An 18,303-nucleotide genomic window follows, 5' to 3' on the forward strand; every position below is an offset into this window, starting at 1 on the left:
TCTTGTCCTGTCCGAGCCGCTGTAAGGTTTCAGCGGCTTCCCGCCTCCGCTTGTGCATCCCCGGCGGGATTCGAACCCTTTTTGGACGCGAGCCGGGCCTGCCCCGTGGGGCACAAGTCGAGCACCACGCACCGCTGGCAGGCCGGCTCCCGGTAGAAGCAACACCGCTGCCCGTGCAGCATCAGCGCCTCGTGGTTGTCGTAGACGCGCTGGGCGTCCCAGTCCGGCGGGAGCTGCGCCTCCAGCAGCCGGTGCGCCGGCCCCACCGCCGTGGACTCGGGGATGAGCCCCAGCCGCACCGCGACCCGGTGGTGGTGGCTGTCCACCGGCAGCGCGGGTTTCCTCAGGCGGCTGAACAGCAGTGTCGCGGCGCTCGACTTCGGCCCCACCCCCGGCAGGTGCTCGAGCCAGTCCCGCGCCTCGCGCACCGGCAACTCCCCGAGGAAGTCCAGGGACAGCTCCCCTCCCCTCCGCTCGGTGATGCTCCGCAGCACCTGCTGGATGCGGGGTGCCTTCTGCTCCGGCCAGGTCACCTCGGAGATCGCCTCCTGGACCTCCACGCACGGCGCATCACGCACCGCCTCCCAGGTAGGAAAACGCGCGCGCAGCTGGCGGAAGGCCGCGCCACTGGAGGCATTGCGCGTGCGGTGGCTCAGCAGCGCGGAGACCAGCTCGCTGAGCGGATCCTGCGAGCGGAACCAGGGGATGGGACAGCCGTACTCGGCACACAGGCGCTCGTGCACCCGCAGTGCCTTCGCGCTCAATCCGGCCGGGGCCTCGGGAAACAACGGGAGAGATGGCATGGAAGGGTCCGACTTCTGAGGTCACCCCTCCAACCTTCTCATCCCCCCTCCTGGGTGCGGCGGCCGAGCCGGCGAGCGGCCGAAACTCCGCGCGATGACCAGCCCACCCGCTGCACGTATAATGCGCGCGGCCCTCGGGCCCCCATGCTGCGCCGGCTCCTCCCCACCCTCCTCGCACTCGGATGCGGCCTCCTCGCCCTCACCTGGGGACTGGTGAGCCTCCAGCGCATCTTCACCCAGGAGCGCGAGGACGCCCGCGCTCAACTGCGCTCCCGCCGCGACGCGCTCGAGGAGTACGCCACCCAGGCCCTGCGGCACACGCTCGGCAAGCAGCTCGAGGGCAACCTCGCCGCCCTCCACGCCGCCATGGGGGATCCGCTCGCCCCGGGCGACGGTTTCCTCCTCAATTTCCGCGGCCACCAGTTCCTGCCCCGCCTCACCCGCTCCTCCCGCGGCTCGCGCGCCACCGCCCGGCGCCACTACCAGGAGCTCGTCAAGGCCTTCGCCGAGGGCGCCCCGGCCGAGCCCTGGCGCGAGCGGCTCGTCCGCCTTCGCGCGGTGGAGGCGGCGCTCGCCAAGGGCCCCTCCTCCCGCGCCAACGCGCTCGCCGAGGAGTTGCTGCGCCACCACGCGGAGAACCCCCTTCCGCCCGTCCAGGAGCTCCCCTTCGTCCTCCTCCTGCTGGAGCGGCTCCAGCGTGGCGAGGCCACTCCGCCGCTCGTCCGCGCGCTGCTGCGCGAGGGGCTCCCCGAGGACTTCGGCGGCATCGAGCGCTCGGCAGGCCTGCAGCGCGATCTCCTGCGCGAGCGCTGGCGCTTCACCCAGCCCGACTTCGACTTCCTGCTCGCCCACGTGGTGCGGGTCAGCACCGCGCTCGGCGAGCCCTCCGACGACTTCCAGGCGCGCGCCCGCGAGGCCGGCGCCGGCATGCTCGTCATCCCCGAGAGTCTCTCCGGCCCCACCCTCATCGGCGAGCGCTGGTACGTGGAGCAGCAGGGCGAGGTGGTACGCGGCATCGCCGTGGACCTCGAGGCGCTGCTGCGCGACCTGGCCCGGGACATGCGCGGGCGCGGCCACTTCGGCCCGGACGGCCTGGTGCGGCTGAGGGCCTCCGAGGCCATCCAGTCCCTGGAGTCGCTGCGGCTGGAGGTGTCCGTGCCCCAGTGGACCGCCGCCGAGAACGCCATCGAGCAGCGCTACGGGCTGAAGACGCTGCTGGTGGCCACTTGCGGCGCGCTCGCGGTGGCCATCGTGGTGATGGCGGTGGTGGCCCAGCACGGCCGCTACCGCTACGTCGAGCTCAAGAGCGACTTCGTGGCCACCGTCTCCCACGAGCTGCGCACCCCCCTGGCCTCCATCCGCCTGCTCGCCGAGACGATGGAGCGCAAGCTCTCCAAGGTCCCCGGGATGCGCGACTACCCCGAGCGCATCATCCAGGCCGCCGACGGGCTGCACTTCCTCGTCGAGAACATCCTGTCCTTCAACCGCATCGACAAGGGCCGCTGGCAGCTCAAGCCCGCCCGGGTGAAGCTGGACGAGCTGATTGGCATGCTCCGCTCGGACCTGGTGGGCAACACCTCCGTCCCCGTCCGGCTCACCGCCGACGTCGGCGACGTGGAGCTCGAGGTGGACCCATCCCTGGTGCGCCTGCTGCTCATCAACCTCGCCCGCAACGCGTGCGCCTACAACCGCAACAATCCCGTGGAGCTCTCCATCCGCGCCTACCCCCACCCGGGCCATGGCTGCGTGGTGCTCTTCGGCGACAACGGCATCGGCATCCCCGAGGCCGAGTGGGAGAACGTCTTCCGCGACTTCTACCGGCTCGGCTCCCAGGGCCCCGAGGTTCACGGCAGTGGCCTGGGGCTCGCGCTGTGCCGGAAGATCATGGCCCTGCACGGGGGCCGTATCTCCATCGACAACTCCAGCCCCCAGGGCACCACCTTCTCCCTGCTCTTCCCCGAACCCCGCCATGAACACCCCGAGCAGCCCTCCTAACGCCCGCCCCTCCATCCTCGTCGTCGAGGACGACGCGAACCTGCGGATCGGCCTGCGCGACAACCTCCAGGACGAGGGGTACGAGGTGGCCGTGGCCTCGCACACCCAGGAGGCCGAGCCGCTGCTGCGCGCGCGCACCTATGACTTGCTCATCCTCGACGTGATGCTCCCGGGCGAGGACGGCTACTCCTTCTGCCGGAGGCTGCGCGCCAGCGGCGTGCAGACCATGGTGCTGATGCTCACCGCGCGCTCGCTCGAGGACGACATCGTGCGCGGCTTCGATGCCGGGGCGCAGGACTACCTCACCAAGCCCTACCGGCTGCGCGAGCTGCTCGCCCGGGTGGGAGCGCTGGTCCGCCGGGCCGGAGGGGCGCCGCCCACCGTCATGTCCTTCGCTGGCTTCTCGCTGGACCTGGGCAAGCGCACCCTGTCCCGCGCGGACGGCAGCGTCATCGATCTCACGCGCACCGAGTTCGATCTGCTCGCCTTCCTCCTCAAGCACCGCGACCGCGCCCTGCCCCGCGGGGAGATCCTCGACGCGGTGTGGGGCCGCGACGTCATCGTGGACCCGCGCACCGTGGACAACTTCGTCTCCAACCTGAAGAAGAAGCTCGGCTGGACGAGTGCCTCCTCCTTCACCATCCACACCATCCGCGGGGTGGGCTACCGCATGGAGCTGGGCGGTCCGTGACAGGAGCCGCTCAGGAACGGTGACGCTCGGCCACGCGGTAGAGGTGTGTCAGGGAATGGTCCAGCAACGACTGGCGTGAGCGCAGATAGCGCTGGGCCCGGACAAAGGGAAGCCAGACACGCTGGCCGACGAGGACCTGGGCCTCCTCGAGCTTCTTTCGTGGAATCCACCGTCCGCCCAGGTTGTGCACCAGCACCTCGCCCAGGTACGCGCCCACGGCGGGCACCGCGTGCTCCTCGATGGCTTCCCGCAGGCGGGTCTTCGGGAAGTCCTCGGACCAGAAGTAGAAGTCGGCATCCGTGAGCGACTCGGGGGTCTCCTTGAGGACCGAGGGCACCTCGGAGTGCAGCAGTGCCACGAGGCGCTCGGTGAGGTAGCCGTAGTGCGCGATGGCGTGCTCCGGATCCTCCACGTCGGAGGGCAGCGCGGCCTCGGCGGGGAGCCACTCCTCCGGCTCGGGCGGCTGCCAAGTGTTGAGCTCGGCGATCTTGAGCTGGCGCTCGCTGATGGCGAATCTATCCAGCGTGCGTGAGAGGAGTGGAGCCATGTCCGGGTGGAAGCGGGGCTCGACGGGAGCGAGCTTCGCACTGCGCTCGCGCAGGGTGCGCAGCACGGTGTCGAAGTCGAGCTCTGGCCGGAGGTGCACGAAGGCGCGGGCCTGGGCCTGACGCGCTTCCTCGGAGGCGAAGTCCGCGGCGGTGGGCCACGTCACCAGGAGCACGGAGCCGTCTGGGAGCTCCTCCACCCGGTGGGCCGGCGTGGACAACATGCGCTCACGGCCGACGGTTTCCACCAGCCGTGAACCAAAGACATTGAGCCAACACACCTCATAGACCTTGTCGAACCCGTCTCTCATCCAGGTTTCGTCGTCACGGCCGAAGCTGGGAGCGTCCGACAACTGGTTGTCAGCGGCACTATGTGCTGAGGCGTAGGGCACAGGGTACCGGGAGACCCAGGCTCGCACCATGTCCACGAACCTGCGGCAACGCTCTGCCTCCGCGAAGAAGGAGAGGGGTTGCACATCGAGCCAGATGCGCAGTTCGGGAGGGGTATGCGAGAGCCCGAGATCGAGCGTCAGCGAAACCAGCGGAGAAGTCGTGCGATACAGGCCGATGCTCGAACCGTATTCATCGCGTCTCTCCTCCAGGGTTTTCCAGACAGCGGAGCGGGAGTAGCGACGCCGCCGTTTGCCCTTGACGAGGTTCGGCATCCATTCGCCGGCATACTCTTCGAGTGTCTGAAGAAAGGGCTCCAGCTCACCTTCGAGGGAGGGTTGGTGCTCGAAGGCGCCGTCAAAGGAGAGCCTCAGGGTGTCCTCCACGTTCAAGTCCTGAAGCGTCAGCAACTTCATTGGAAAAGCACCTCCACTCCTTTGACCTCTTTCTTGACTGTTCCCATGGCACCCTGCAACACGTTTGTGTCCTTGGGTTTGAGCTCGCCGCCTTCATAGATGAGGCGAACCCTCTGGATCGGCACCTCGGTATCACGGAGTGCCAGGGCGGGACGGCGGATGTCCAGCTTCTCGCCGTAGTACAGCAGCGCGTTCCTGGCATCCATTGTCATCTGTGCCACCAAGGCACTCTGCCCCAACAGCGCGAGATTGCGACTCTTGAAACTGAAGGTCTCCACGCGAGGTGGCTGGCCGGAAGGCGGCTGTTCCTCGATGACGAGCACATCCGCGAAGCGCACGCCGGGAGCACCCGGCTTCGCGACCCCCACGTACGTCTCGATGCGGGGCTGGTCGAAGTCCCGGAGGAACCGGCGCTGTGCCTTCGGGAGCGCCGCGTCGGCGCGCAACAGGTCCACCATGGCCCGCTCGAAGGCGAGCCCCCGGGCGAACAGCCCGCGCATCTGCTCGTAGCCCGTCCACGCGAGAGGCGGTTTGACGGCCTTGCGTTGCTGGAGCTCCGCGAGACGGTTCTCCCAATAGGCGACGTACTCGCTCCAGAGCGGGTGCCCCCGGGCTTCCAGCGGCGGAGCGTCGAGGGCGGGGCGCTGCTTCTCCAGGGCGGCCACGTTGCCGGACAGGCGCGGGCCCGCGGAGTCGAGCTCCACCTGCGTGAGCCTGGCTTCCACCACCTCCCGGGAGAGGCCCACCGCCTCGTCCACCAGGGACGCCGCGCCACCGGGACTCTTCCCGGCTCCACCCCTCGTCGAGGTGGGGCCCGTGCGCCCGGATCTCGCTTCCGACAACCACGCCTGGGCCCGCGCCACATCGCCCCGGGCCTCGTAGAGGGCCACCGCACCCGCCTCGCCCCCCTCGTACACCAACAGGGCCGCCTCCCGGTTGGCCTGGATGTACCGGGCCAGCTCGCGGATGCCCTCCCCTCCCAGCCGGTTCACCAGCCGCTCCGCCACCTGCGCCAGTCCCTCGAAGCCCAACTCCGGCACCGGGAACTCCCCCACCCTCGCCCACCGAATGCCCGAGCCCCCTCTGACAGCGGCGAGGTAGCGCACGCCCTTGCCCCCCGCGTACAAGGACACCAGCACCATCGCCGCCGACAGCTCGCGCGTGGCTTGCTCGTACCGGCCCTTCGACAGCGAGTACACCCCGTGGCACGTGCCAGCCACCAGGTTGTAGAAGCCCACCGGCACGCCGAACGTCAGCGTGTCGAAGCCGCCCAGCAAGACGTTGCCCGGCGAGAAAGCCGTCTCCCGCTCCGCCCGCTCCACCGCATCGAGCAACTCCTGGTAGGGCGGAGGCAGTTGCCCGCGCTGCACGGCGTACTGCATCGCCAGCGCACCCCGGCTCAGCTCGCTGGTGGACAGGGCCTCGCTGGCGGCGCTGGCCAGGCCCCGCGCCACGTCTCCCAGGCGCTCGGGCCGGTCCTCGTAGTCCGAGAGCTTCAGTCCCCGCTGCCGCAGCGCCTCGCGCACGGCGTCCATCCGCCCCAGCGCCTCCCCCAATTGCTTGTCCCGGGCCAGCAGGAGAAGCACCTGGCGCAGATCGTCTCCAAAGGCGGAGTGGATGAGGAAGAGGGCGAACAGCTCGGCCCGGGCAACGCCATACTCCCGGGTGGCGGTGACGAGGAAGGCAGCGCGCTTGCGGTTGAGCACCTCGGCGGCGCCCGCGCGCAGCGGCCCCAGCGAGCCGAGCCGGACGGCGGACCACGCGTCCAGTTCCTCCACCACCCGCGCCATGTCCACGGAACGCTGCAACTCGATGAATTCCGAGGGCGAGGTGCATGATAGGAACGGCGCGAGCACCTCCTGGCTGGAGGACAGGTGGGGCCAGCCTGGCGGCCGAGCCTCCTCCTCCAGGCAGACCGCCTTCCGCACCACCGGGGAGGCGTCCGCCGTCTGCCCGGACATGCTGCCCAACAACACCAGCGCCACCAGCACAAGACGGGTAGACATGCGGACCTCCCCAGGAAATCGCCTGGGCCGGACGCCGTAGTATCGGAGAATCCCCACCCGGCCGCCGGTTGCTGGCGTCCATGACGAAACCATGACGAAGAGATGGCCGACCCAAGGCCACCAGCCCTCCCGGACTCCGTAGCTTGAGGAGTGTCAGCCAGGAGGGATTCCAAATGTTCCAGTCGGTCATCAATCAGCCGGGATTGAGCGCGGGTCGGATCGGGACGGGGATGTGGGTGTCTTTGATGGTGCACGCGGGCCTGTTCGCCGGTGCCCTCGGCCTGTCGGGCGCGGCGGTGCAGCAGCTCAAGAACGAGCCCCCCGCGCTCGTCTTCAACGTCCCCCAGCCGCCCAAGGGCAACCCGAATCCGCCCAAGCAGGCGATGCCCACCGCCACCAAGCCCAAGCCCAAGCCGAAGACCGAGCTGGTCCAGCCCAAGAAGATCCCTCCTCCGCCTCCGGAGACGACCCAGACGGCCGAGGCGACTCCGCCCCCGGAGACCACCGAGCCCGAGCCCAATGACCTGCCCTACATCCCTGGCAGCGATCCCAATGGGGTCGAGACGGGCGGCGTCGCCGGTGCCATCGCCACCGCGATGCTGCAACCCGGCCTCGGCCAGGGGACGGGTGAGGAAGTGCTCCCGTTCGGCGCCGGCATGACGCCGCCGCAGGTCCTCTCCGCGGGCGTGCCGCTGCAGTACACCCACGAGGCGGCCCTGGCCCGTGTCAGCGGCGTCGTCATCGCCAAGTGCACCATCACCCGCGAGGGCGATGTCGAGAAGTGCCGCATCATCAAGGGACTGCCCCACATGGACGAGGCCGTGCTTGAGTCCCTGACGAGCCGCCACTACCGCCCGGTGACCTTCCAGGGCAGGCCCGTCAGTGTGACCTACACGTTCCACGTCAACCTGAAGATGCCTTGACGGCTCACCCGGCAGGAGGGGGCTGACGCCCTGGCCCCCTCGCGGTTCCCGCTTCGCTCGCACAGGCACCGGCTCGTCGGATATGCCTGCCTCCCGGACGTCACCCTGGCCCCCGCCGCGACGGAGGCCCCCTCGTGACACGCGTCCCTTGGGAGGGCAGATGAGCGCAGTGCGTCGTTTCGTGTTGTTGGGGATCCTCGCCCTCGCCGTGCTTCCCGCACCGGCCGAGGCCGGACGGCGGCCCTTCATCTGGGTCTACGATACGGAGATCGTCCCCAAGGGGGATGTGGAGCTCGAGCAGTGGCTGTGGGTGAAGGCCCGGGCTCCCGGTGTGCCGGGACGGCCCTCCAACTATTGGATCTGGTGGGGCCCGGTCTTCGGCCTCTCCCAGCGGATGGAGCTGGCCCTGCCCTTCCAGGTGCTGGCCACCCGGGAGCGCACCCAGCTCGAGTCCTTCGACGCGGACCTGCGCCTGCGCCTCAATCCCCGGGGGCATGACGCACCCTGGCAGCCCCTGCTGCGGGTGGCCTACCACCACACCATCCACACCTCGCAGCCCTCCCGTCTGGACGCCAACCTGGTGCAGTCCTTCGAGACGGAGGGCGGCCTGCGCCTGGTGCTCGACCTGGGCGCGCAGGTGGGCCTGCCAGCCCTGCGCGGGCAGGAGGGCCCGGTGCGGCTGCTCGGTACCTACGCGGCCGGCATCTCCTATCCCCTCGTCGAGGACGAGCTGCGCGCCTCGCTCGAGGCCTTCGGGGAAATTCCCCTCCAGGGGATTCCAGGCGGGCAGCACCACTTCGTGGGCGCCGACCTGGCCTGGACGTTCGGCCGGACGTGGGTCACGCTCGGCGTCATGGTCGGGCTCACTCCCCTCTTCCCGGAGACGCCCCAGTTCATGCCGAGGCTGATATGGGCCGTGGTGCTCTGATCCTCCTGCTGTCCCTCGCCGCTCCGCTCGCCGCCGCGCAGCCGGGCACCGTCCGCGGCGAGGTCCGCGTCACCGTCCCGGGCCCCGATGGGCGCCCCGTCCTCAAGGCGGATCGCTCCGGCGTGGTGGTGTACCTCACCGGCTACACCGAGCCGCCTCCCACAGGCGAGGTCAACATGGCCCAGCGCAACAAGGCCTTCCAGCCCTCGGTGATGGCCGTGGTGGCGGGCCAGAAGGTGCGCTTCTCCAACAACGACGTGGTGGTGCACAATGTCTTCTCCCGCTCGCGCGCCGGGAAGTTCGACGCCGGCAAGAACCGTCCGGGCGAGGACTACACGGAGACCTTCAAGAAGACGGGCCTCATCGACGTCTACTGCGACATCCACGAGCAGATGGTGGCCACGCTGGTGGTGGTGCCCAACCGGGCCTTCGCCGTCACCGGACCGGATGGGCGCTTCGTCCTCACGGGCGTGCCTCCTGGCACCCATCCCGTCTTCGCGGTGCACCGGCGCGACGAGCGCAGCGACGTGTCGCGCGCCGAGGTCACCGTGAAGCCCGGCCAGGAGACCAGCGTGACGCTGGAGCTGAGCGAGACGCGGGCCGACGAGAAGCACCTGGACAAGCATGGCCGCCAGTACATCCCCCGCTCCGATGCCTACTGAGCCGCCGGCGCACCCGGAAGCGGGCTCCCACGCCTCGGGCCTGGGGTTGAGCTCGCTCTCCGCGCGGCTCGTGGCGGCCTTCATGCTGCTCTCGGTGCTGGCCCTCTCCGTGGCGCTGGTGGTCACCTGGCGAGCGGTGGAGAAGGCTGCCGAGGTGAAGATCCGCGGCGACCTGGATCGCACGCTGCAAGCCTTCCAGCGGCTCTCCCGGGCCACCCAGGATCGCATCGGCGCCGTCGCCGACGCGCATGCGCGCGACCGCACGTTCAAGGACGTGGCCCTCACCGTCAACTCCGACGACAGCGCCGCCGGCCTCGACGAGGGAGATGCCGAGCTCGAGGGCATCCAGAGCGCGCACGACGTCATCATCTCCGCGGACACCGAGGTCTTCGGGTGGAGCGACAAGCCGGAGCAGCGCATCTGGGCCTTCTTCAACGTGCGCAAGCGGCTCGTGTTCACCCGCGGCGATGACGAGCAGGTGGGGAGCGCCGTGGACGGCGTTCCCCTGCTGGACCGGGCGCTGCGCGATGAGTCCGCCTCCGAGCTCTGGTCTCCCGCGTATCTGCGCGGTCTGCCCTTCACCTTCGTGCCCCAGGAGTACCTCCGCGAGCACGAGGACGATCTGCTGCTCGTGCACGCCCACCTGGCCACCACCTCTGGCGGAGAGAACTCCCTGGAGCGGCCGGCCCGTCGGCCCATTGGCGTGGTGCTGACGGGCCGGTGGGTGAAGGAGCTGCTGCTGAAGAACTCGCTGGAGCAGGGAACCTCGGGAGCCGCCCTCCAGGGAGCCCGGGCCCACTTCGCTCTGCGCGCGAAGGACGGTGCCCTGGCCACCTCCGATCAGGCCGCCGCGCCGGTCCTGCTGAAGACGTCCGCCTCCGCCATCCACGAGCCCATCAAGGAGACCATCGGCGAGGACCGCTACCTCGTGCGCCAGGCCGTCTTCCAGGACGTGAAGGAGACGGACATCGGCCGGGTGTTCGTCATGCAGAACCTCGACGCGGAGATCGAGCCCATCCTCCATGGCGTCCGCGATTGGATGCTGCCCACCGCGGTGGGCGTGGTGCTGCTGGCCTTCGTGCTGGCCGTGCTGCTGGCGCGCCGCCTCTCCGCGCCCCTGGTGCAGTTGGAGGCCGCCGCCCGGCGCGTGCGCCTGGGCGCTCTGGACGTGGAGGTCCCCGTCCAGGGCACCGACGAGGTGGGCCGGCTCACCGGTGCCTTCAACGAGATGGTCGCCGGCCTGCGCCAGCGAGATCAGATCCAGGGCCTCTTCAAGCGCTACCTGGACCCCCAGGTGGTGGACGAGCTCATCCGCAACCCGGAGAAGGCGGCCCCTGGCGGCGAGCGCCGCGAGCTCACCGTGCTCTTCAGCGACCTGGTGGGCTTCACCTCGATGAGCGAGGAGATGAGCCCCGAGGCGCTGGTGGACGTGCTCAACGGCTACTTCGAGCGCGCCACCGCGGTGCTCGGCCAGCACGGCGCCACGCTCGACAAGTTCATCGGCGACGCCATCATGTGCTTCTGGAACGCGCCCCTGCCCCAGGAGGACCATGCGGCGCGGGCCTGCCTCACGGCGTTGCGGCTGGTGGCGGTGGTGGAGCAGCTGGCTCCGGAGCTGGAGGCGCGAGGGCTGGCCCGGTTGCACTGCCGCATCGGCCTCAACACCGGTCCCGGCGTGGTGGGCAACATCGGCTCGCGCGCGGCCCAGGACTACACCGTCATCGGTGACACGGTGAACCTCGCCTCCCGCCTGGAGGGCGCGGCCAAGGTGTACGGCACCCGCATCCTCGTCTCCGAGGAGACGGTGGTGGCCGCCCGCGGCACCGTGCTCGCCCGGGAGCTGGATCTGCTGCGCGTGAAGGGGCGGCAGCTGCCCGTGCGCGTCTACGAGCTGGTGGACGTGGCCGGGGCCCCACCGCCCGGGCACCTGGCCCGCTTCGCCGAGGGGCTCGCCCTCTACCGCGCCCGCCGCTTCGCCGAGGCCCGCGAGGCCTTCCTCTCCTCGCCGGAGGATCCCCCCTCGCGCGTCTTCGCCGCCCGCTGCGAGGCCTTGCGCAACCAGCCTCCCCCCGAGAACTGGGATGGCGTGTTCTCGCTCGATACGAAGTAGGAGAAAGCTGCTCCCACGAGGAGAGAGTGTCGCCATGTCATCGCAAGCGCGAACCGAGCTGGTTCTGCAACGCGCCACCTTCAACACCCTGATCCGCCCCTACCTGGTCATCCAGGTCGGCTTCATCCTCGCCATCACCGTGGTGGGCCTGCCGCTGGCCGTGCTCTGGTTCTGCGGTATTGGCCAGTGGTGGGCCCGCCACTACTACGACAAGCTGGAATGCGAGCTCAGCAACCGCACGCTGCGCTTTCGCAAAGGCATCCTGTTCCAGGTCGAAAAGACCATTCCGCTCGAGAACATCCAGGACGTGACCTTCATCGAAGGCCCCATCCTGCGCCAGTTCCAGCTCACCCTGCTGAAGTTCGAGACCGCCGGGCAGAGCCAGCATGCCGGCAACCAGATGCAGCTCGTCGGTATCGTCGAGGCCCACGACTTCCGCGCTCGCATCCTTGCCGCCCGCGACGGCTTGCGGCACGGACAGCCCGCTGCCGCGGCCAACGCCACCGACCAGCAGCAGGCCCAGCTCGTCCTGCTCACCCGCATCGCCGAGCGGCTCGACGACATCAGCCTCCTGCTCAAGAGCACCGCCCAGGGACAGACGGCCTCCAAGCCCGCCGATGAAAACGCCCCATCGCCAGCGCTCCCCATGACGAAGCCATGACGCGGAAATGGCCCGCCCAAGGCCACCGGCCCTCCCGGACTCCGTAGCTTGAGGAGTGTCAGCCAGGAGGGAGTCCAAGTGTTCCAGTCGGTCATCAATCAGCCAGTCGTGAGCGCGGGCCGTTTCGGGACGGGCGTGTGGGTGTCCTTGATGGTGCACGCGGGTGTGTTCGCCGCCGTGCTCGGCCTGTCGGGCACGGCCATCGAGCGGCTCCCGCCCAAGGAGTACGAGATCGGCCCCATGCGCCGCACCGTGCAGCCCGTCCGGCCCGACTCGACTCCCCACCCCGCTCCCGTTTCCGCCCCACCGTCTCGTCCCAGGGCCGACAGGAAGCCCCAGCGGGAGCTGGTCCAGCCCGTGACGATTCCTCCTCCTCCTCGGGATGAGCCGCCGGCAACGGAGCCCGTCCCCTCGCCGGTGGCCGCCGTCGGAGACAGCGCCGCAGCCTCCAGCGTGTCCCCCGAGCTCGGCCCCAACGAGGCCCTGGGGTCCCCCCCCAACCCCAACAACCCCAACGAGTGGCTGGTGAACACCGCGGCCCCCGAGGAGGTGCTCCCGTTCGGTGCCAGCATGACCCCGCCGGAGCTCCTCTCCGGAGCACAGCTCCAGTACACACGGGAAGCCGTGGCGGCCCGCGTCAGCGGCACCGTCATCGCCCGCTGCACCATCACCCGCGAAGGCGACGTCGAGAACTGCCGCATCATCCGGGGCCTGCCCCACATGGACGAGGCCGTGCTCGAAGCGCTGACGAGCCGCCACTACCGCCCGGTGACCTTCCAGGGCCGGCCCGTCAGTGTCTCCTACGCCTTCCAGGTCAAGCTCAAGCTGCCTTGACCGGCTGACCGCGATTCTCTACACGCTCCGTCGCTTCAGACTTCCACCTGGAAAGGGGTACCAGACAGGCCCCTTTCACGCGTGACCGATGAGCGCCTCATCGAGTCCTCATGCAGCGATGCGTCGTTCCGAGAATTTCTTCGAAACCCAGAACGCTCCCACCTCGTCCTCGCCCCCTGAGCCGTACGAGGTCCAGCTTCCACCGCATGTCCGTGCCGTCCTGGACAAGGCGCCCCGCCGCAGCCGCGTGGCCATCGAGCGCAAGCTCGAGGAGGCCGCACGGCTCGCCGCGATGCGGCAATGGGTGCACGAGTCCGAGGAACAGCACCCCATCCGGATTCAGCTCGCCGGGTACGAGGGTACCTATTCCATCGACCCTCGCACCCGCCAGCTGACGCTCTGGGATCTCAGCCGGCGGTGAGCCCGCCGCTCACGGCGACAGGGCGATCCAGTCGGCCAGGGGCGTCACCTCCTGGGCGCCCTCGCCCGGCCGCACGATGAAGCCGCCCCGGATTCCCACCCGGCCCTGGGAGCCGAACGTGACCGGCCACGTGACGCCCGTGTCCACGTCCTGGAAGGACTCCAGCGCCGCGATGAGCCCGGCCCGGCTGACGTCCGCCCCGCTGCGCCTCAGCGCCTCCACCAGCAGCCGCGCCGAGGCGTAGGCATTCATCTGCCAGGCGAGGTTCCTCGGGGCCAGTCCATGCCGCTTCAGGAAGGACTCGAACTCCTGGCGCCCGGGCTCGTGCCCCTCCGGGGGCGGCGAGGGGTGGATGAAGCGCACCCGGGCCCACGCCGCCGTGGCGACGGGCCCGGCCAGTCCCGATAGCGGACCCGGTGCATAGAGGGGGATGCTCCCGCTCTCGGCGCCCCCCTCCGCCAGGAGGGCGGACAGCTCGGCACCTGTACCGGAGAACAAGACCGCTCCGGCGCGCAGGCCCTCCCACCACCGGGTGGCCTCCGCCGCGTCGAGCTGGCCCGGTACGTAGGTGAAGACCTGGGGCCGTGGCCAGTCCCGGCGCTCGGCCTCGGTGCGCACGCCCCGGGCCCAGGCCTCCCCAGCGTCGTTGCGCGCGTGCACCACGGCGAGCACCGGCTCCAGGCGCCTGCGCTCCCACGTGGAGTGAAGGTGCTGCACGGCCACCCGCGCCTGCAGCTCCGGGCCGGGGTACACGTAGAAGATCATCCGGCCACCGTTCTCGGCATGCGCGTCCGACAGCCCCACCGGCGCGACGAGGGGAATCTCCTCGGCCTCCAGCCGGGCGTCCGACTCGCGCCGCCCCGTGCGGACGCTCCCCACCAGCGCGAACACGCCCTTGTTCAGCAACCGGCCGGTCCCGTCCGTCCCCGACACCGCCAGCGCATCGTCCTCCACGCGCAGTTCCAGCTGGCGGCCGAACACCCCGCCCTGCTGGTTCACCTCCGCGAAGACGGCGTCCAGCACCGCGCGCACGTCCGCGCCCACCGCGGCCAGCTTCCCGCTGAGCGGCAGCGCCGACCCGAGCACCAGCCGGTCCTCGGACACGCCTGGATCCCGATCGTCCCCGAGCCGGTGCAGGTAGGCGAGGAGATCCGCGAGCTCCCGCTCCGGCAGCTCGAAGCGCGGCATCACCGGGTCCAGCGCCCGCCCGCCGGACGAGACTCCCCGGCGGAGCGCCTCGGCGAGCGACGCGTCGTCATACGCGGGGCGCTCCCACTGGCCCGAGCCGGGAGCCGCCGTGGACACCGGGGCGAACAGCCGGGAGGCCTGGATGTTCGGAGCCACCACCCCTCCCTCGCCCGTGCCCTTGCCCCTCGGACCATGGCAGCGGGCACAGGCCGCCACCGAGCCCGTCAGCTCCACGCCCTCGGGGCCCAGCCGCCCCACCACGGGCGCCCCCGAGGAGGTCACCCCGCGCAGGAAGAGGGCCTTGCCGCGCAGCGCGGACTCACTGAGGGCCGCGCCCCGCTCCACCGCGTGCGCCCGCCGTGAGCCGAGCAGCGTCCAGGCCTCCCAGACGCAGAGCACCAGGACCGGAACGAGGAAGATCCACCACTTCGCGCGCGGAGCATTCGAGATCCGCCGGTTGCGGCGTCTAGTGATTCTCATCGTTGAGGTGCTCCACCGCGTAGGCGAGGTTCTCGGGCGGAGCCATGGCCAGGGCCCGCAGCCAGGTGCCGGTGACGGAGTCGCCGATGATCACCGAGGTCAGGTGCCTCTCCGGATCCTCCGTGTAGCCGCCGACCTTCTTGAGCACGGCCTCGACGTTGGCACGCGAGCCGGAGAGGAAGTACCAGCCGGGGCTCGCCTGGAAGCGCTGGGAGAACGCCTTGAGCTTCGCGGGCGTGTCGTTCACGGGGTCCACGGTGATGGTGATCATGTGGATGTCCTTGCCCAGCCGGGGCCCCAGCAGCCGCTGCACGCGCGCGAGGTTCGCGGTGATGGGCGAGCACGCCGTCTTGCACGAGGCGAACGCGAAGTTGATCAGCACCGTCTTCCCCCGGATGAGATCCGAGTAGAAGCGGCGCGGCTTGCCGTCTTGATCGACGAGCTCGGTGTCGGTGAAGTACCGGGCCGCCGCGGCATCCGCCTCGGGCCCGCCGGTGATGGGCAGGCGCTCGGTGCGCGCGGGCTGCTTGGACGCGGGCTCGTTGGCGGGAGACAGCCCCGGGTACAGCGAGGCGAGGAGGACGAGGACGAAGGTGAGGGTTCTGGGGCTCATGGGGTGTTCCGCGCGGTGGGGGTGGGGGTCTTCCTGGGGCTCTTCTTCGAGGCGAGGGCCTCGAGCTGCTCGGCGAGCTGCGAGGGAGCGGAGAGGCCATAGGCGCGCGTCCACTCGCCGGTGGCCTCGTTGCCCAGCAGCACCACGGGGGTGTGGGACTCCTTCGTCGCCACCGCGCCGCCCAGCGCCGTGAGCGCGCGCTTGACCCGCTCCGAGGGGCCGGTGACGAACGTCCAGCCCTCGCGGCGGTCGAACTTCCCGGCGTAGCGCGCGAGGCGCTCCGGGGTGTCCGCCGCCGGATCCAACGAGATGGAGATGAGGTACACGTCCTTGCCCAGCCGCTCGCCCAGCTCCTTCTGCAAGCGGCTGAAGACGGCCGTCATGGGCGAGCAGATGGTGCTGCACGTGGTGAAGACGAAGTTCACCGCCACCACCCGCCCCTTCATCAGGTCCGAGTACAGGCGCACCGGCCTGCCGTCCTGATCCACGAGCAGCTCGTCCGGAATCTCCAGCTTCCGGGCCGGCTCGCTCCGGGCCAGCTCCGCTGCCGACCGCTGCGCCCCGGCCATCGCCATCGAGCCGGCCAGCAGCAGGGCCAGCGCCACACCGTTCAGACGCGTCTTCATGGGATGTTTCCTCCAGCGAGGCGCGGGGCCGCCTTGGCGCTCGTCCCCGCCACCACGCCCAGGGTGACGGGCCAGAACGAGCCGAGCGGCGCGCCCCGGGACTCCACCCCCACCAGGAACTTGAACTGCCCCGGACCCGGCGGACGGAAGGTGACCTCGAACTCGCCCTCCCCCACTACGCGCGGGTGGCCCCGCCACTGCCACGCGCCCGGCGAGCGGAAGAGCAGCACGGAGATCTCCTCGGCGCTCACGGGCTTGCCGGAGCCGGCGTCCTTGAGCCGGAAGCGCAGCGCGTGCTCCTCGCCGGCCTTCCTGCGCACGGAGGCATCGAAGCGCGGCTCCAGTTCCACCCGGTGTGCCTGCCGCGCCGTCACCACCCCCGAGGCGCCCACCTTCTGCTCCACGCAGGCCACCACGCGCGGGCTGTCCAGCAGGAACGCCACGTCGTAGGTGCCCGGGTCCTTCACCCGCACCTGCGTGCTGTACATGCCGGGCCGTACCTCCTCGAGCGAGCGGTCCAGGACGAGCACCGCCTTGGGCTCGCGGCCGTAGTTCAGCAGCGTGCCCATCGGGGCCATCATTCCCTCGCGGTAGAAGTAGAGGGCCTTGTCCGCGGGGCTGGACACGATGACGCCATCGCCCTCGGGCACGGGCACGAGCGGACCCGCGAGCCCGAGCCCCCGCGCCTCCTCGGGAGCCTTCTGGCCCACCTGCACGTCCACCACGCCCGCGGCTCCCGGCTGATCCAACGCGGCCAGCTTCACCAGCGAGATGCGTGCATCCCCGGTGTTGCGCACGTAGGCATAGCCATCCGTGAAGGACACCGCGTCGGGCGCGTCGAAGCCGGTGAGCATGCGCCGGGCCTGGGCCGACGAGGCATCCAGCACCGTCACCTCATTGCGCGCGGCATTCACCGCGAAGGCCCAGCGCCCGGAGGGATCGAACCGCAGCGCCTTCAACCCGGGCGAGAGCGCCACCCGGCTCGTCACCGAGAGGGTCCGGCCGTGGGCCACCACCATCTCGCCCGTGCGGCCGTTGGCCACGTACACCGCGCGGGCCGTGTCACTGGCGGCGATCGCCACCGCGCCACGCCCCACCTTCACCCGCTCCAGGGGCTCGAAGGAGGCCGTGTCGATCACCGTCACCTCGTCCGACTCCTCACTCGTCACCCAGGCCGTCCGCCCGTCGTCCGCGAAGGCGAACTCATGGTGCCCGTCGCCCACCTCCACCGTGGCGAGCACCTTCTGCGTCCGGTGGTCGATGACGGTGACGGTGCCATCTCCGTCGTTGCCGACCCAGAGCGTCCGCCCGTCCGGCGCGAGCGCCAGGCGCGTCGGCTCGCGGCCCACCTCCAGGTGGGCGCTGGCCAGGAAGGTCCGGGTATCCACCCGCGAGACGCGGTGGGCCGTGGGCATGCTCACGTACAGCGCGCTCCGGTCCGGGTGCAGCGCCCAGTCCGCCGCCGGCGCGGAGAGGGTGACGAGGCTGCGCAGCTTCGTGCGGCTGAAGGCGAGCTGCGGGTTGATGACGGAGATGGAGTTGTCGTGGTTCAGCGCGAGGACGAAGTAGGAGTTGAGGTCCGCGTCCGCCTGGACCGAGAGCAGGCCGCCCAGGAACGTCTTCACCTTCGCGGCACACTGCGCGTCCGTGGGAGCCTCCGTCCCCTCGCGCAGGGACATCCACCCGAGCGGGCGGGCACCCCGCACCGGCTGGCCGGAGCGGGCATCGGTGAGGGTGAAGGTGGCGATGGCCTCGGACTGGGCCTCCACCGGACCGGCGCCCACCGCGGGCCGCAGGTCGAACTGGATGGCGAGGCCCTCGCGCTCGAGGCGCGGGCCCTCCGGAGCCACCGGGGTGGAAGCGGTGCGCGGCGTCTCCGCGGGAGCCACCACGGAGGGAGCGGGTGCGGCTTCCGCGGGCCGCTCACGGAGCAGCGCCTGGACAGCGACGGCGAGGGACAAGGGCCCCAGCGTGCACAGGGCGAGGAGGTTCTTCTTCATGGGGGTCGTAT

Annotated in this window: 16 protein-coding genes; 9 read left to right on the forward strand and 7 right to left on the reverse strand. The window is 70.4% G+C overall.

All coding sequences use genetic code 11. The features are described 5' to 3' along the window. Window positions 1-29 precede the first annotated feature (29 nt). Window positions 30-803 carry an endonuclease III domain-containing protein gene (gene nth / locus NR798_RS29050; RefSeq protein WP_375765763.1) on the reverse strand — a complete coding sequence of 258 codons (774 nt, stop codon included), beginning with the start codon at window positions 801-803 and terminating at the stop codon, window positions 30-32. Window positions 804-947: 144 nt separating this feature from the next. On the opposite strand from nth, the gene NR798_RS29055 reads away from it, so the two are divergent. Both NR798_RS29055 and NR798_RS29060 read left to right on the forward strand, forming a co-directional pair. Continuing rightward, a complete protein-coding gene (locus NR798_RS29055; protein ID WP_375765764.1) occupies window positions 948-2,798 on the forward strand; it encodes an ATP-binding protein in 1,851 nt (616 codons plus the stop codon). Then, a complete protein-coding gene (locus tag NR798_RS29060; protein WP_375765765.1) occupies window positions 2,773-3,489 on the forward strand; it encodes a response regulator transcription factor in 717 nt (238 codons plus the stop codon). Before NR798_RS29055 ends, NR798_RS29060 begins: the two co-directional genes overlap by 26 nt. A 10-nt stretch (window positions 3,490-3,499) precedes the next feature. Here NR798_RS29060 and NR798_RS29065 read toward each other — a convergent pair whose 3' ends face one another. After that, window positions 3,500-4,840 (reverse strand): hypothetical protein, encoded by a 1,341-nt coding sequence (locus NR798_RS29065; RefSeq protein WP_375765766.1) that lies wholly within the window; start codon window positions 4,838-4,840, stop codon window positions 3,500-3,502. Then, a complete protein-coding gene (locus NR798_RS29070) occupies window positions 4,837-6,648 on the reverse strand; it encodes a hypothetical protein (RefSeq protein WP_375765767.1) in 1,812 nt (603 codons plus the stop codon). The genes NR798_RS29065 and NR798_RS29070 overlap by 4 nt, the downstream gene beginning before the upstream one ends. A 371-nt stretch (window positions 6,649-7,019) precedes the next feature. Between NR798_RS29070 and NR798_RS29075 the strand changes: the two genes are divergently transcribed. The 7 genes from NR798_RS29075 (at window position 7,020) to NR798_RS29105 (ending at window position 13,385) form a co-directional block, all read left to right on the forward strand. Continuing rightward, window positions 7,020-7,769: an energy transducer TonB gene (locus NR798_RS29075; protein ID WP_375765768.1), complete on the forward strand. Its 750-nt coding sequence runs from the start codon at window positions 7,020-7,022 to the stop codon at window positions 7,767-7,769. A gap of 160 nt (window positions 7,770-7,929) precedes the next feature. Beyond that, window positions 7,930-8,697 (forward strand): hypothetical protein, encoded by a 768-nt coding sequence (locus NR798_RS29080; RefSeq protein WP_375765769.1) that lies wholly within the window; start codon window positions 7,930-7,932, stop codon window positions 8,695-8,697. Next, window positions 8,679-9,359, forward strand: coding sequence for a plastocyanin/azurin family copper-binding protein (locus NR798_RS29085; protein WP_375765770.1), 681 nt, complete (start codon window positions 8,679-8,681; stop codon window positions 9,357-9,359). Before NR798_RS29080 ends, NR798_RS29085 begins: the two co-directional genes overlap by 19 nt. Continuing rightward, window positions 9,322-11,469, forward strand: a complete 2,148-nt coding sequence (locus NR798_RS29090) for an adenylate/guanylate cyclase domain-containing protein (RefSeq protein WP_375765771.1) — start codon at window positions 9,322-9,324, stop codon at window positions 11,467-11,469. Before NR798_RS29085 ends, NR798_RS29090 begins: the two co-directional genes overlap by 38 nt. A gap of 34 nt (window positions 11,470-11,503) precedes the next feature. After that, a complete protein-coding gene (locus NR798_RS29095) occupies window positions 11,504-12,130 on the forward strand; it encodes a PH domain-containing protein (protein WP_375765772.1) in 627 nt (208 codons plus the stop codon). Between the two features lie 78 nt (window positions 12,131-12,208). Continuing rightward, window positions 12,209-12,964, forward strand: a complete 756-nt coding sequence (locus NR798_RS29100) for a TonB family protein (protein WP_375765773.1) — start codon at window positions 12,209-12,211, stop codon at window positions 12,962-12,964. A 118-nt stretch (window positions 12,965-13,082) separates the two neighbouring features. Continuing rightward, entirely contained in the window at window positions 13,083-13,385 is a 303-nt protein-coding gene (locus NR798_RS29105) for a hypothetical protein (RefSeq protein ID WP_375765774.1), read from the forward strand. Window positions 13,386-13,394: 9 nt separating this feature from the next. On the opposite strand, the gene NR798_RS29110 is transcribed toward NR798_RS29105, so the two are convergent. The 4 genes from NR798_RS29110 to NR798_RS29125 are packed head-to-tail and all read right to left on the reverse strand — an operon-like array spanning window position 13,395 to window position 18,292. Then, the gene (locus NR798_RS29110; protein ID WP_375765775.1) at window positions 13,395-15,053 is read right to left on the reverse strand and encodes an ABC transporter substrate-binding protein; all 1,659 of its coding nucleotides are present in this window, start codon (window positions 15,051-15,053) and stop codon (window positions 13,395-13,397) included. Further along, complete coding sequence (locus tag NR798_RS29115; RefSeq protein ID WP_375765776.1) at window positions 15,040-15,666, reverse strand: SCO family protein; 627 nt, start codon at window positions 15,664-15,666, stop codon at window positions 15,040-15,042. The genes NR798_RS29110 and NR798_RS29115 overlap by 14 nt, the downstream gene beginning before the upstream one ends. Continuing rightward, window positions 15,663-16,292 (reverse strand): SCO family protein, encoded by a 630-nt coding sequence (locus tag NR798_RS29120; RefSeq protein ID WP_375765777.1) that lies wholly within the window; start codon window positions 16,290-16,292, stop codon window positions 15,663-15,665. Before NR798_RS29120 ends, NR798_RS29115 begins: the two co-directional genes overlap by 4 nt. Then, window positions 16,289-18,292 carry a cytochrome D1 domain-containing protein gene (locus NR798_RS29125; RefSeq protein WP_375765778.1) on the reverse strand — a complete coding sequence of 668 codons (2,004 nt, stop codon included), beginning with the start codon at window positions 18,290-18,292 and terminating at the stop codon, window positions 16,289-16,291. The genes NR798_RS29120 and NR798_RS29125 overlap by 4 nt, the downstream gene beginning before the upstream one ends. Window positions 18,293-18,303: the final 11 nt, after the last annotated feature.

The organism is Archangium gephyra, assembly GCF_042230915.1.
GTDB classification, from domain to species: domain Bacteria; phylum Myxococcota; class Myxococcia; order Myxococcales; family Myxococcaceae; genus Archangium; species Archangium gephyra_B.